Source organism: Streptomyces sp. NPDC008125, from assembly GCF_042957125.1.
In the GTDB taxonomy this organism is placed as follows: Bacteria; Actinomycetota; Actinomycetes; order Streptomycetales; family Streptomycetaceae; genus Streptomyces.
Genome location: NZ_JBIBHR010000011.1, coordinates 145,084 through 159,587 on the forward strand (window position 1 = coordinate 145,084; position 14,504 = coordinate 159,587).

The window sequence follows — 14,504 nt, forward strand, 5'->3', positions numbered from 1 at the left end:
GGCCGAGGCCGGCAGCAGTGCCGAGGCCGGAAGGAGGACCGAGGCCAGAAGGAGGACCGGGGCCGGGGCCGGGACGCGGGGTCACGGCTTGCAGAGCTCCGGGGTCAGTTTCGGCGCCGGGCCCGCGGGCTTGCCGCACACCACCGTGCTGACCGTCTGCTCCCCCCGGCGGGCGACTTTCACGACGTCGATCCCGTGCAGGTTGTCACTGACCGACGAGGGCGAACCGGCCAGCGAGATCGTCCCGGTGGGCATGTTCTCGCGGTTGACCGTGTGCAGCAGCGCCCAGGTCTCGGCGGCGCTCCTCGGGATGTCGCGCCGGGCGGCGGCGTCGTAGAGGGCGGTCGTCGCACTGTAGGACATGACGATCTGACCGCTCGCGAAGAGGGGGTTGCGGTATCCCGGCGGACCGGTCTCGGCGGCGGTCCGCTCGGTGCCCTCCGGGAGCAGCCCGGCGAGGGCGGCGGCGGCGCTCCGGTAGAAGGCGGAACCGCGCTGCGGGGCCATCGGGGCGAGAGCGGTGTAGTAGAGGGTGACCCTGCTCGTGTCGTCGAAGGTGGCCTTGGTCAGGTCGTCGCCCGTGAAGACGGTGATGTTCTTCTCCGAGCAGCCCGCGGTCTGCGACAGCTTGTCCAGCAGAGGGTTGATGTCCTCCGCGCGCCCCGCGAAATACAGCGCGTCCGGGACCGGCTGCTCCTCGCACATCTCGCCGACCGCACCGCCCAGCGCGGCCGCGCCGTTCTGGGCGAGCGGGTAGCCGACGTTCTCGCCGACGACGTAGCCCGCGGACTCGAGCATCGCCCGGCCCGCGTCCCGCTGGTCGATCGTGTACTGGTCCTTGTCCCCGTTCTCCTCCGTCCGGGAGAGCACGCGCGCGTGGCCGGTGCCGTTCCCGGGAAGCAGCTGACGGGCGATGAGCCCGAGTGCGTACGTCTGCTCCGTGTCGGTCGCCGCGAGCCCGAAGTAGTTCGACTCCTTGGGCAGCCTGCTGCTGGAGTTGGTGGTGTCCACCACGGCGAGCCCCGCCTCGCGCAGTGCCTCGGTGGCGGCCGGGCTCTCGGTGGTGTTCCGGCCCATGCCCACCACCCCCACGACGTGCGGGTCCCGGTGGGCCACCTCGATGATCTTCCGCACGGCGACCGTCTGCCGCAGCATGTCCTCACCGCCGTTGGCCAGGAGGACCTTCAGTTTGACGGGGTGCTCGTCGGTGGTGGTGCCGTTGACCGCCCGCTGCTCCAGGTAGACCCCGGTGAGCTCCTCCAGACCCTTGCGGGTGTCCGTCTCCTCCTCGGCGGTGAGCGGACCGGCGTAGACCACCGTGACGTACGACTCGGAGGGGCCGATCCTGGCGTTCTCGTCCCGGACCGCCTGCTCGACGCGTTCGAACGTGACCCTCGCGCCGAGCCCCTTCAGCTCCAGGCCGTTCCCCTCCGCGAACCGCACCTCGGGCGCCGTGGCCACCCCCACGCACTCCCGGGGGCCGTGGCCCGAACTGCTCCACACGGCGTCCGTGTTCCGGTCGGTCAGCGGCCCGTGGCAGTACGTCTCCTGCCAGTGCACGCTCCAGAGATACGTGCCGAGCAGGCTCCCGACGAGGACCAGCGCCACCGTGGTCCGGGACATCACGTACCAGGCCCACGTCCGGCGCACCCGCACCGTGCGCAGCTGGGCGTCCGCGTGGTCGTGGGTCAGCTGCGCGGTGGAGAGCGGCAGGCGCAGCACCCAGGAGAGCGCCGAGGCGCCGGCGGGGGACTGGCCGACGCTCAGCTCGTCCACCCACAGCCGGTAGCGGGCCTGCGCCCCCAGCCACGGCGCCCGGCCGCCCGCCGCCGGCCGGCCGGGCGGCTGCGAGGGGGTGTGGACCAGCTCCTCGGCGGCCGGCAGCGTGGCCAGGAGCAGCAGCGGATCGACCTCGCTGCGGCGCGAGCGCACGTTGTTGATCGCGTTGATCAGCAGTACGCCCCCGTTCTCGTTGGTGGCCGTCGGCAGCAGCACCACCGGGGGGACGGTGCGCTTGCTGCGCCGCCAGTCCAGCGCGCGGGGGCGATATCCGTGCCGCAGGTCCTCCAGGAGCGCCTGGACCCGCAGCTCCAGGTGGAACTGGCGGGCCGCCGCGTCGCCTTCGTCGGCCTCGGCCACTCGGAGCGCGACGGCGGCGGCGCGGGCCCGGATCACCCGCCAGGAACCCCGCGGCGACAGCCAGGACCAGCCGTCCGAGGGGTATCCGGTGCTGGAGGCGGCGAGGGAGGAGGTGGTGGCGAACCACCGGCTGGCCCGCCGCAGCCAGAGCAGCGGGGGAGCCGAAGCCGTCAGCAGCCGTACCACCGCCAGGACCAGCGTCGCGGCGGCGGTCAGCAGCAGGGTGGCGGTCCAGCCGATCTCGCCGAGCAGGACGCCGAGCACCGCGATGAACACGGCGCCCAGGAAGGTCTCGGGACGGACGGACGCGCGCAGCGAGCGGGACCAGTCGCCGGCCCCGGACCGGGTGGGCCGCCAGCGCAGCGCGCCCAGCTCCTCCAGGATGCGCTCGCCCCGGTCGATCCGGGTGGTGCCGCCCGGCTGCGCGAGCACCTGGGCCGTCGCCTGCTCGATGGCGCCCAGCAGTCGCGACCGGGGGAAGGCGAAGGGCTTGTACTGGCTGCGCTCCCGGGTCTCCCAGGGTCGCTCGCCCAGCCTGCGCACCATGTCGAGCGCCGAGTCGTACGGGGAGGTGCCCCGGCTCTCCAGCAGCCGCACCGGGACCCGGCGCGGCTCGTTGGCGCGGTGCACCAGGTGCGCGATCTCCCGGACCCGGTCGTCGATCTCGGGCGGGGCACCGCTGTCGTCCGCCTGGGCCACCACGATCGGCATCACCGGCCGGTTGATCCGGTACCGGTCGATGAGTTCCTGCACGAGGTGGAACACGGCGGAGGCCGCCTCGTTTCCGCCGCTCTCCTGCCAGTCCCCTTGCGGCATCCCCGTATCCCCCGTCGCAGACGAATCCCGTACTCCCAATTAACCGGTCAGGAGTGCGAACCGCAGCGCTTTGTCCGGATCGGTACCCGATCCGTTGGAACAATGTCCGGACGGCGCCGCGGGGAGAGCCCGGGGTCACCCCGGAAGCGTGACGAAGTCAATCAATTCCTCGACGCGGCCGAGGAGTTGAGGCTCAAGATCCTTGTACGAGCGGACCCCGGACAGAATGTGCTGCCAGGCCGCCCCGGTGTTCTCCGGCCACCCCAGCGCCCGGCAGACCCCGGTCTTCCAGTCCTGCCCGCGCGGTACGGACGGCCACGCGGCGATGCCCACCGAGGCGGGCTTCACGGCCTCCCAGACGTCGATGAAGGGGTGCCCCACCACCAGCAGGTGCGGATCGGACACCTCGGCCACGATCCGGGACTCCTTGGAACCCGGGACGAGATGGTCCACCAGCACTCCGAGCCGCGCGTCCGGCCCCGGCCCGAACTCCCGTACGATCGCGGGGAGATCGTCGATGCCCTCCAGGTACTCCACGACCACCCCCTCGATCCGCAGGTCGTCCCCCCACACCCGCTCGACCAGCTCCGCGTCGTGCCGGCCCTCCACGTAGATCCGTCCGGCCCGCGCCACCCGCGCCCGCGCACCCGGCACCGCCACCGACCCGGAGGCCGTACGCGCCGGAACCACCGGACCGCCGGACGACGGGCGCACCAGCGTCACCACCCGCCCCTCCAGCAGGAAACCGCGCGGCTCCATAGGGAACACCCGGTGCTTGCCGAACCGGTCCTCCAGCGTCACCACCGGCCCCTGGGCGGACTTCTCGCAGCGGATCACCGCACCGCAGAAGCCGGTGGACACCTCCTCCACGACCAGATCCGGATCGGCGGGCACCTCGGGCACGGGGGCGGACCTCTTCCACGGCGGGGTCAGGTCCGGCTGGTAACTGCGCATGGCACGACGATAATTCGGCTGCCGTCCGCCATGGGGGACCACCCGCCCCGGCGGACGGCCTTCACACGCTTCACCCGCCGAAACGCCCCGCCAGCAGCTCCCGCTGCGCCCGGACGAACGCCGCGTCCACCGCCGCCCCGTGCCCCGGTACGTACACCGCGTCCTCGCCGCCCAGCGCGAGGAGCCGGTCCAGGGCGGCGGGCCATCGGGCCGGCACCGAGTCCGGGCCCGTCTGCGGCTCACCGGACTCCTCGATCAGGTCCCCGCAGAGCACCACCGCGGGCGCCCCCGAGGTCCCGGACCCGGGCACCAGGACCGCCAAGTCGTGCCCCGTGTGGCCCGGCCCCACGTTGGCGAGCACCACCTCGCGCCCGCCGCCCAGGTCGAGCGTCCAGCGGTGGCACACCTCGCGGCCCGGGAGCACCAGCGCGTCCACCGCCTCGGCCGCGTCGTGCTCGGGCAGGCCGTTGCGCACCGCGTCGGCGTGCATCTCGTCCACCGACCGCCGCATCCGCGCCGCCGCCCCGTACGCCCCGAACACCTCCGTGCCCGCGAAGGCAGCGGTGCCGAAGACGTGGTCGAAGTGGGGATGGCTCAGTGCGACATGGGTCACCCTCCGGCCCAGCAGCCGCTGCGCCTCGGTCCGCAGCCCGACGCCCTCGCGCAGACTCGCGCCGGTGTCCACCACCAGCGCGCGGTCCGCCCCGGCGACCAGGGCGGCGGTCGCGTCCCAGCCGGGAAGCCGCCTGCGGCCCACGCCGTGCCCCAACCGCTCCCAGCCCAGCTCTTCCCAAGAGAGGTCCATGAGGAGACGCTATCCGCATCGATCTGCGCGGTCTCGCGGACCGCGGCCGGTCGCCCTTGCCCGGTGCCCTCCCCACCCCCGTACACTGGCCGGGGGAAAGCTGGCACTCAGACGCACAGAGTGCCAGGCAGAAGCCACCACGACGGACAGCTGGAGGTGTGCGCGATGCTCAGCGAACGCAGACTTGAAGTGCTGCGCGCCATCGTCCAGGACTACGTCGGCACCGAGGAGCCGGTCGGTTCCAAGGCGCTCACGGAGCGGCACCGGCTCGGGGTCTCCCCGGCCACCGTCCGCAACGACATGGCGGTGCTGGAGGACGAGGGCTTCATCGCCCAGCCCCACACCAGCGCCGGGCGCATCCCCACGGACAAGGGCTACCGCCTCTTCGTCGACCGGCTCGCGGGCGTCAAGCCCCTGTCGTCGCCGGAGCGCCGGGCGATCCACAACTTCCTCGACGGGGCGGTCGACCTCGACGACGTGGTGGGCCGTACGGTACGGCTGCTCGCGCAGCTGACCCGGCAGGTCGCCATCGTCCAGTACCCCTCTCTGACCCGCTCCACGGTGCGTCACGTGGAACTGCTGGCCCTGTCGCCGGCCCGGCTGATGCTGGTCCTGATCACCGACACCGGCCGGGTCGAACAGCGTATGATCGACTGCCCCGCGCCGTTCGGCGAGACCTCTCTCGCCGATCTGCGGGCCCGGCTCAACAGCAGGGTCGTGGGACGCCGTTTCAGCGACGTCCCGCAGCTCGTGCAGGACCTGCCGGAATCCTTCGAGAACGAGGACCGCGGGACGGTTTCCACGGTCCTTTCCACTCTCCTCGAAACGTTGGTCGAGGAGACGGAGGAGCGGCTGATGATCGGCGGCACCTCCAACCTCACCCGCTTCGGGCATGACTTCCCCCTGGTGATCCGGCCCGTGCTGGAAGCACTGGAGGAGCAGGTCGTCCTGCTGAAGCTGCTCGGTGAGTGCACGGACTCGGGCATGACCGTACGGATCGGGCACGAGAACGCCCACGAGGGCCTCACCTCCACGTCCGTCGTCACGGTCGGCTACGGTTCGGGCGACGAGGCAGTCGCCAAACTCGGCGTGGTCGGACCGACCCGCATGGACTACCCCGGAACGATGGGAGCGGTACGCGCAGTGGCACGTTACGTCGGACAGATCCTGGCGGAGTCGTAAGTGGCCACCGATTACTACGCCGTGCTCGGCGTACGGCGCGACGCGTCGCAGGACGAGATCAAGAAGGCATTCCGTCGGCTCGCCCGCGAGCTGCACCCGGATGTCAACCCCGACCCGAAGACCCAGGAGCGGTTCAAGGAGATCAACGCCGCTTACGAGGTGCTCTCCGACGCCCAGAAGAAGCAGGTCTACGACCTGGGCGGGGACCCGCTGTCGGCCTCCGGCGGCGGCGCCGGCGCGGGCGGCTTCGGCGCCGGCGGCTTCGGCAACTTCTCCGACATCATGGACGCCTTCTTCGGCACGGCGTCGCAGCGCGGACCCCGTTCGCGCACGCGGCGCGGCCAGGACGCCATGATCCGGCTGGAGATCGACCTCTCCGAGGCGGCCTTCGGAACCACCAAGGACATCCAGGTCGACACCGCCGTCGTCTGCACCACGTGCAGCGGCGAGGGCGCGGCCCCCGGCACCTCGGCCCAGACCTGCGACATGTGCCGCGGACGCGGTGAGGTGTCCCAGGTCACCCGGTCCTTCCTCGGCCAGGTCATGACCTCGCGGCCCTGCCCGCAGTGCCAGGGCTTCGGCACCGTCGTGCCGACCCCCTGCCCGGAGTGCGCCGGTGACGGCCGCGTCCGCTCGCGGCGCACCCTCACGGTCAAGATCCCCGCGGGTGTCGACAACGGGACCCGCATCCAGCTGGCCGGCGAGGGCGAGGTCGGCCCCGGCGGCGGACCGGCCGGCGACCTCTACGTCGAGATCCACGAGGTCGCGCACCCGACGTTCCAGCGGCGCGGCGACGACCTGCACTGCACGGTCACCATCCCCATGACGGCGGGCGCGCTCGGCACCAAGGTGCCGCTGGAGACGCTCGACGGCGTGGAGGAGATCGACATCAGGCCCGGCACCCAGTCCGGCCAGTCGGTCCCGCTGCACGGGCGCGGCATCACGCATCTGCGTGGCGGCGGCCGGGGCGACCTGATCGTGCACGTCGAGGTGCTGACCCCCAGCAAGCTCGACGCGGAACAGGAACGCCTGCTGCGCGAGCTGGCCAAGCTGCGCGGCGAGGAGCGGCCCACCGGGCAGTTCCAGCCCGGACAGCAGGGTCTCTTCTCCCGTCTGAAGGACGCCTTCAACGGCCGCTGAGGCCCGAACGGCTCCGTACGCATCCGCACCGCCCGCCGGGATCCGTCCCGGCGGGCGGTGCGTGCGTGCGGCCACCGGCCGGTCGCGCGCGGATTCGGCACGGCGGACCGGACATGGCACGATGCGGGGATGTCCTCCCTGACCGATCTCTGTCGATATCCGATCGTGCAGGCGCCGATGGCGGGCGGGACCTCCTCCCCCCGGCTCGTCGCCGCCGTCGCCGACGCGGGCGGGCTCGGCTTCCTCGCCGCCGGGTACACGTCGGCCGAGGAGATGCGCCAGGAGATCGAGCAGGTCCGCGCGGCGACCGCCGGGCCCTTCGGCGTGAACCTCTTCATGCCGCAGCCCCCGCCCGCCGACCCCGGTGCCGTGGCGGCGTACCGCGACCGCCTCGCGGCCGAGGCCGACACCTACGGCACCCCGCTCGGCGACCCGGACCCCGACGGCGGCGACGGGTCCGACGGTTACGACGCCAAGGTGGCCGCCCTGCTGGCCGAGCCGGTCCCGGTGGTCTCCTTCACCTTCGGCTGCCCCACCCGTGACACCCTGGACGCCTTCGCCCGCGCCGGTACGTACACGATCGTCACGGTCACCACCGCCGAGGAGGCGCGCGACGCCCAGTGGGCCGGGGCCGACGCCGTCTGCGCCCAGGGCGTCGAGGCGGGCGGCCACCAGTCCACCCACCACGACGACCCGCGGGCCGACCACACCGGCATCGGGCTGCTCACTCTCGTCACCCAGATCCGGGAGACCGTGCAGCTGCCGGTCGTCGCGGCGGGCGGGATGATGCGCGGCGCGCAGATCGCCGCCGTCCTCGCGGCGGGTGCCGACGCCGCGCAGCTGGGCACCGCCTTCCTCGCCTGCCCGGAGTCCGGCGCGCACCCGCTGCACAAGCAGGCGCTGACCAGCCCGATGTTCGTCCGTACCGCGCTCACCCGCGCCTTCTCCGGACGGCCCGCCCGGGGCCTGGTCAACCGCTTCGTCCGCGACCACGACCCGTACGCCCCTGCCGCCTACCCCCAGGTGCACCGCGTCACCGCCGGGCTGCGCAAGGCGGCGGCCCGGGCCGGTGACGCCCAGGGCATGGCCCTCTGGGCCGGGCAGGGCCACCGGATGGCACGCGAGCTGCCCGCCGGGGAACTCGTCGAACTGCTCGCGGAGGAACTGTCGGAGACGGCCGGCGCGGCCGTCGGCATGAGGAGTGAACAGTGACCGCACCGGTCTTCGTCGTCGAGAAGCTGCCCAGCGGGCCCGACTTCGTGCTGGAGGGCCCCGAGGGACGGCACGCCGTCTCCGTGAAACGCCTCCAGCCCGGCGAGGAGGTCGTGCTGACCGACGGGCTCGGTCGCTGGGCCGAAGGCGTCGTACGCGCCGCCGAGGGCAAGGACCGGCTGGTCGTCACCGTGCGGCCGGTCCAGGAGGAGGAGCTCCCCGCCCCCCGGATCACGGTCGTCCAGGCCCTGCCCAAGGGTGACCGGGGCGAGGTCGCCGTCGAGACGATGACCGAGACCGGTGTCGACGCGATCGTGCCCTGGCAGGCCGGCCGCTGCATCACCCAGTGGAAGGGCGACCGGGGGCTCAAGTCGCTCGCCAAATGGCGCTCCACCGCCCGGGAGGCGGGCAAGCAGTCCCGCCGGGTGCGGTTCCCCGAGGTCACCGAGGCGATGTCCACCAAGCAGGTCGCGGCCCTGCTGGCCGCCGCCGACTTCGCGGGCGTGCTGCACGAGGACCGCGACTGCGACAGCGAACCGCTGGCCACCGCCGAACTCCCCGCGACCGGCGAGATCGTGCTCGTCGTCGGCCCCGAGGGCGGGGTCTCCCCGCAGGAGGTGGAGGCCTTCGCCGCCGCCGGGGCCCGTACCTACCGGCTGGGCCGCAGCGTGCTGCGCACCTCCACCGCCGGGACCGCCGCGACCGCGCTGCTGCTGGGACGCACCGGCCGCTGGGGCTGAGACCGGTACGGGCGGCCGTCGCCCGTGCCGCCCGGCCGTGGGCGGCCCCCGCCCCGATACGATGGGCCGAACGGATCATCAGCGTCACCACCACCCACCGAGGAGGCCGGCCCATGGCGGGAGAGCCGCAGTCCGACTGCCTGTTCTGCAAGATCGTCTCGGGGGAGGTCCCGGCGACCATCGTCCGCGAGAGCGACACCACCGTCGCCTTCCGGGACATCAACCCGCAGGCACCGACCCACGTCCTGGTCATCCCGAAGGCCCACTACCCGGACGCCGCGTCGCTCGCCGCCGCCGAACCGCAGATCGCCGCCGACGTGCTGCGCGAGGCCGGAGCGGTCGCCACCGAGGACATGGTCGACGGCCACGGCTACCGCGTCGTCTTCAACACCGGCGCCGGCGCGGGACAGACCGTCTTCCACGCGCACGCGCACGTCCTGGGCGGCCGCGGCCTCCAGTGGCCCCCCGGCTGACCGGAGCGCCTTCCATGTCCGCACGTGAGCTGGTGGTGCTCGGCACCGCCAGCCAGGTCCCCACCCGCCACCGCAACCACAACGGCTACCTGCTGCGCTGGGACGGTCAGGGCATCCTCTTCGACCCCGGCGAGGGCACCCAGCGCCAGATGCTGCGGGCCGGTGTCGCCGCCCACGACATCGACCGGATCTGCGTCACCCACTTCCACGGCGACCACTCGCTCGGGCTGGCCGGGGTGATCCAGCGGATCAACCTCGACCGGGTCCCGCACCCCGTCACCGCCCATTACCCGGCGAGCGGGCAGCACTTCTTCGAGCGGCTCCGGTACGCCACCGCCTACCGCGAGACCGTCCGGATCACCGAGGCCCCGGTCGCCGCCGACGGGGTGCTCGCCACCACCGACGCGTACACCCTGCACTCGTTCCGGCTGTCGCACCCCGTCGAGTCGTACGGCTACCGCCTCACCGAACCGGACGGGCGCCGCATGGTCCCCACGCTCCTCGCCGCCCACGGCATCCAGGGCCCCGACGTGGGCCGCATCCGGCGCGAGGGCTCCCTCGGCGGCGTCCCGCTCGACGCGGTCTCCGAGCACCGGCCCGGACAGCGCTTCGCGTTCGTCATGGACACCAGGCTGTGCGACGGTGTGTACGGGCTCGCCGAGGGCTGCGACCTGCTGGTCATCGAGTCGACCTTCCTCGACGAAGACCTCGCCCTGGCCACCGACCACGGCCACCTGACCGCCGGCCAGGCGGGCCGGGTGGCCGCGGAAGCGGGCGTACGCCACCTCGTACTCACCCACTTCTCCCAGCGGTACGACGACCCGGAACTCTTCGCGGTCCAGGCCCGCGCCGCCGGCTTCGAGGGCGGACTGACCGTCGCCCAGGACCTGACCGTGGTACCGGTCCCCACCCGGCACCACTGACGTACCGGCGCCCACCCGGGCACCACCGAACCACCCGCCGGGGCCTACCGACCCCGGCACCACCGACCCACCGACCCACCGATCCGCCGGTGCCCACCCGGCACCACCCGAAGTACCGGTGCCGACCCGGCGCCACCGATTCACGTCACCACCCCCCTCCGTGAGCGAGACACCGTGCACCTCCCCAAGGCAGAACTCCACCTCCACATCGAAGGGACCCTCGAACCCGAGCTGGCCTTCGCGCTGGCCCGGCGCAACGGGGTGACCCTGCCCTACGCCACCACCGACGAGCTGCGCACCGCGTACCTCTTCGACGACCTGCAGAGCTTCCTCGACCTGTACTACGCGCTGATGGCCGTGCTCCGGACCGAGGAGGACTTCGCCGAACTCGCCGACGCCTACCTCACCCGAGCCGCCGCCCAGGGCGTCCGGCACGCGGAGATCTTCTTCGACCCGCAGGCGCACACCGCCCGGGGCGTGCCCATCGGCACCGTCATCGAGGGCCTCGGCCGCGCGCTGGAGCGCAGCGAGGAGAAGCACGGCATCTCCACCCAGCTCATCCTCTGCTTCCTGCGCGACCAGTCGGCCGACTCGGCCCTGGAGACGCTGGAGGCCGCCAAGCCGTACCTGCACCGGATCGCCGCCGTCGGCCTCGACTCCGCCGAGGTCGGCCACCCGCCGGCCAAGTTCCGCGAGGTCTACGAGGAGGCCGGGAAGCTCGGCCTGCGCAAGGTCGCCCACGCCGGCGAGGAGGGCCCGCCGGAGTACATCCGGGAGGCCCTCGACGTCCTCGGCGTCGAGCGCATCGACCACGGGCTGCGCTGCATGGAGGACCCCGAGCTGGTCGAGCGGCTCGTCGCCGAGCGCGTACCGCTCACCCTCTGCCCGCTCTCCAACGTCCGGCTGCGCGCCATCGACATCCTGGAGGAGCACCCGCTGCCCGCCATGCTGGCGGCCGGGCTGCACTGCACGGTGAACTCCGACGACCCGGCCTACTTCGGCGGTTACGTCGGAGACACCTTCCACGCGGTCCACGAGGCGCTCGCCCTCGACCACGAGCAGCTGCGCACGCTGGCCCGCAACTCCTTCGAGGCGGCCTTCCTCGACCACGACGAGGAGCGCAGGGCGCGCTACCTGTCCGAGGTCGAGGCGTACGCGTTCGACTGACCGACCCCGCCCGCCGGACCGGCCGTCCGGAACGCGCTCCGCCCCAGCCGCCTGCGGCGCAGGGCGGGTACGGCGAGTTCCGTGACGGCCTGCTCCGGCGCGCCGAGCTTCGGTACGGCCCCGGGCAGACCGCCCGTCGTCGCGGCGAGCAGCGCCGCCGGCGCGCCACCGCGGCGGCGCACCGAACCGGGCACCAGCGGACGCCCGCCGGCGTGCAGCGCCACCGCCGTGACCGGGGCCGCGACCAGCAGGGTCGCCGCCCCGAGGATCAGGCCCATCGCGGGGAACCCGGCCCCCTCGGAGAGCACGCTGCCCAGCACCGGCCCGCAGGCCACCCCCACCGACGAGGCGGACCCGGCGAGCACCGCCCAGCGGCCCCGTACGTCGAGCGAGGCGGCCAGGCCGATCAGGTACGAGAGGACCACCGGATAGACGGTGTTCCACAGGATCTCGCCGGTCGCGAACGAGCCGAGACCGCGCGCCGAGGCGCTCAGCACGATGCTGCCGGCGATGACGACCGTGCCGCAGCCGATCGGGACGGCGCGGCCCAGCCGGGAGCCCAGCGCCCCGGCGCCCATGACCCCGAGCAGTCCGGCGCCCAGCGCGGCGGCGAACACCGCGCCGACGGTGACCTCGGAGAGCCCCACCTGGTCCACGCCGATCCGGCTGCTGACGCCCCAGAGCGCGTTCTGCGCCATGGACCAGACGAGCATGCCGCCCGCCAGCAGGAGGCCCGAACGCCGGTGCGGCAGACGGCCGGTGACCGGGGTGCCGGTCGCGACGGGGACCGGTGTGCCGAGCCGGGAGGTGGCCGGCCAGACCAGCAGGGCGACCAGCGCGATGGCGGCGAAGGGCAGCCGGTGGCCGCCGCCCAGGTGCGGGAGCGTCAGGTAGAGGGCGCCCGCGGTCGCGGAGACGCTGAGCAGCCCGAGCGAGGAGGTGCGGTGCGGGTCGCTCTGCGCCGCGATGCCGGACGCGGCCACGGCGGTGGCCGTACCGGAGCCGAAGCCGCCGACCACCGCGCCCAGCACCACCAGCGGCACCGAGGTGGTCAGCGCGGCGCAGCCGTACCCGGTGACCGCGAGGAGCAGACCGAGCCGCGCGGGGCCACGGGCCCCGAAGCGCTCGACCCGGCCCGCGAGCGTGAAACCGGCGGAGGCCGAGCTCAGCAGCAGGGCGCTGCCGACGAGGCCGGCCTGAGCGGTCGTCAGGCCGAGGTGGGCGCTGAGCCGCCCGACGACGGTGGGGAGGAGGTAGGCAGCGAGGTAACCGGCGGTGAACACGGCGACCAGGGGCCACGCGGCGCGAGGGCGCGAGGACATGGGCGTTCCTGAAGACATGCCGGAGGCCGGCAGGGGGGTGGGGGGAGAGGTGGGGCAGGGGTGAAGAGAGGTGGGGAGAACCAGGGTGACGCGAGAAATGAGGGGAGAAGGGCTGTTCCCCGGTCTTCGTACCCGATCGTGTTCGCCGGGCAATTTGTATCAAGCGCGTACAGGTGATCGAAAGGCGGGATTATGTGATCCACGTCACTTATGCGTTTGCTGCCGTGTCGCCGGGGTAGCGGTGCATGTTCGCCCAGGTCGACCGCAGTGGCCCGAAGACATGGGGGGCCTGCGGAAGCACCCCTGAATCGGGCACACTGACCGGATTCCGCAGGCTCGCGGAGCACGTGGGCACAGACCGCCGACGGAGCGCACCGGGAACCCGCGGACCACGTCGACACGGCACGTCACCGCAGCACGGCACGTCAACAGGACCGCACGCCCGGGGAGCGCGAGATGAGCACGGAGAGCAGCCCAGCCGTCGATCCACTGGTGGGACTGCGCGTCCCCGAGGACCCGGCGTGCGACGTCTTCCTCACGGGCACCGTCTTCCTCGACATCGTCTTCACCGGCCTCGACAGCGCCCCCGTGCGCGGCACCGAGTCCTGGGCCCGGGGGATGGGATCCAGCCCCGGCGGCGTCGCCAACATGGCCACCGCCCTCGCCCGCCTCGGCCTGCGCACCTCGCTGGCCGCCGCCTTCGGCGACGACCACTACGGCGAGTACTGCTGGGACGCGCTCGAACAGGGCGAGGGCATCGACCTCTCCATGTCGCACACCGTCCCCGGCTGGCACTCGCCCGTCACCGTCTCCATGGCGTACGAGGGCGAGCGCACGATGGTCTCGCACGGCCACGAGGCCCCGCTCCCGGCCGCCGCCCCCGGCGCGGAGCCCCGCGCGTTCCCGCACTGCCCGCCGCGCGCCCGTGCGGCCGTCGCCTCGCTCGCCCCCGGCCGCAGCGAACCCTGGGTCGCCGCTGCCGCCCGGCACGGCGCGCAGATCTTCGCCGACGTCGGCTGGGACGAAACCGGCCGCTGGGACCTCGCCGCCCTCCCCGACCTCGCGCACTGCGCCGCTTTCCTGCCCAACGCGGAGGAGGCCATGCGCTACACCGGCCGCGACACCCCCCGCGCCGCCGCCCACGCGCTGGCCGAACACGTACCGCTCGCCGTGGTCACCCTCGGCGCCGAGGGCGCCTACGCCGTGGACGCGGCCACCGGCACCACCGCCGAGGTCCCCGCCATCGACGTGGCGGCCCTCGACCCGACCGGCGCGGGCGACGTCTTCGTCGCCGGATTCGTCACCGGCACCCTCGCCGACTGGCCACTCGCCGACCGCCTCGCCTTCGCCGGCCTCACCGCCGCCCTCTCCGTACAGGAGTTCGGCGGCTCGCTCTCCGCCCCCGGCTGGGCCGAGATCGCCGCCTGGTGGCAGCAGGTACGCACCTTCGAGGCCCAGGACCCGGCCGCCCTGGAGCGGTACGCCTTCCTGGAGCGCCTGCTGCCCGCCGCCAGCCGCCCCTGGCCGCTGCGCCGCGCGGTCCCCACCATCGGCTTCAGGGCGCCGTGAGCGGGCCTCTCCGGTGCGCTCACGGCCCACCGGAACGGGGTGCAAAACCCCTCGGCGTTGTC

Annotated in this window: 12 protein-coding genes; 8 read left to right on the top strand and 4 right to left on the bottom strand. The window is 73.3% G+C overall.

What is annotated here, in order from left to right; all coding sequences use genetic code 11:
* Positions 1 to 81: 81 nt before the first annotated feature.
* The 3 genes from ACFZAX_RS20145 to ACFZAX_RS20155 form a co-directional block, all read right to left on the bottom strand.
* Positions 82 to 2,955, bottom strand: a complete 2,874-nt coding sequence (locus ACFZAX_RS20145) for a hypothetical protein (protein ID WP_390963154.1) — start codon at positions 2,953 to 2,955, stop codon at positions 82 to 84.
* A 135-nt stretch (positions 2,956 to 3,090) separates the two neighbouring features.
* A complete protein-coding gene (locus ACFZAX_RS20150) occupies positions 3,091 to 3,909 on the bottom strand; it encodes a DUF3097 family protein (protein WP_390963155.1) in 819 nt (272 codons plus the stop codon).
* 70 nt (positions 3,910 to 3,979) lie between these two features.
* Positions 3,980 to 4,714 (bottom strand): MBL fold metallo-hydrolase, encoded by a 735-nt coding sequence (locus ACFZAX_RS20155; RefSeq protein ID WP_390963157.1) that lies wholly within the window; start codon positions 4,712 to 4,714, stop codon positions 3,980 to 3,982.
* Between the two features lie 165 nt (positions 4,715 to 4,879).
* On the opposite strand from ACFZAX_RS20155, the gene hrcA reads away from it, so the two are divergent.
* The 7 genes from hrcA to ACFZAX_RS20190 all read left to right on the top strand — a co-directional run bounded on the left by hrcA (position 4,880) and on the right by ACFZAX_RS20190 (position 11,551).
* Entirely contained in the window at positions 4,880 to 5,896 is a 1,017-nt protein-coding gene (hrcA, locus tag ACFZAX_RS20160; protein WP_390963316.1) for a heat-inducible transcriptional repressor HrcA, read from the top strand.
* A complete protein-coding gene (gene dnaJ / locus ACFZAX_RS20165) occupies positions 5,897 to 7,036 on the top strand; it encodes a molecular chaperone DnaJ (RefSeq protein ID WP_390963158.1) in 1,140 nt (379 codons plus the stop codon).
* Between the two features lie 129 nt (positions 7,037 to 7,165).
* The gene (locus ACFZAX_RS20170) at positions 7,166 to 8,248 is read left to right on the top strand and encodes a nitronate monooxygenase (RefSeq protein ID WP_390963159.1); all 1,083 of its coding nucleotides are present in this window, start codon (positions 7,166 to 7,168) and stop codon (positions 8,246 to 8,248) included.
* Positions 8,245 to 8,988, top strand: coding sequence for a 16S rRNA (uracil(1498)-N(3))-methyltransferase (locus ACFZAX_RS20175; RefSeq protein ID WP_390963161.1), 744 nt, complete (start codon positions 8,245 to 8,247; stop codon positions 8,986 to 8,988). The genes ACFZAX_RS20170 and ACFZAX_RS20175 overlap by 4 nt, the downstream gene beginning before the upstream one ends.
* A gap of 113 nt (positions 8,989 to 9,101) precedes the next feature.
* Positions 9,102 to 9,461 carry an HIT domain-containing protein gene (locus ACFZAX_RS20180; protein ID WP_390963162.1) on the top strand — a complete coding sequence of 120 codons (360 nt, stop codon included), beginning with the start codon at positions 9,102 to 9,104 and terminating at the stop codon, positions 9,459 to 9,461.
* A gap of 14 nt (positions 9,462 to 9,475) precedes the next feature.
* A complete protein-coding gene (locus ACFZAX_RS20185; protein ID WP_390963163.1) occupies positions 9,476 to 10,384 on the top strand; it encodes a ribonuclease Z in 909 nt (302 codons plus the stop codon).
* 174 nt (positions 10,385 to 10,558) lie between these two features.
* Positions 10,559 to 11,551 (top strand): adenosine deaminase, encoded by a 993-nt coding sequence (locus tag ACFZAX_RS20190; RefSeq protein ID WP_390963164.1) that lies wholly within the window; start codon positions 10,559 to 10,561, stop codon positions 11,549 to 11,551.
* Here ACFZAX_RS20190 and ACFZAX_RS20195 read toward each other — a convergent pair.
* A complete protein-coding gene (locus ACFZAX_RS20195) occupies positions 11,515 to 12,873 on the bottom strand; it encodes an MFS transporter (RefSeq protein WP_390963165.1) in 1,359 nt (452 codons plus the stop codon). The two genes, ACFZAX_RS20190 and ACFZAX_RS20195, sit on opposite strands and share 37 nt — an antisense overlap.
* Before the next feature lie 456 nt (positions 12,874 to 13,329).
* Between ACFZAX_RS20195 and ACFZAX_RS20200 the strand changes: the two genes are divergently transcribed.
* Entirely contained in the window at positions 13,330 to 14,442 is a 1,113-nt protein-coding gene (locus tag ACFZAX_RS20200) for a PfkB family carbohydrate kinase (RefSeq protein WP_390963167.1), read from the top strand.
* Positions 14,443 to 14,504 lie beyond the last annotated feature (62 nt).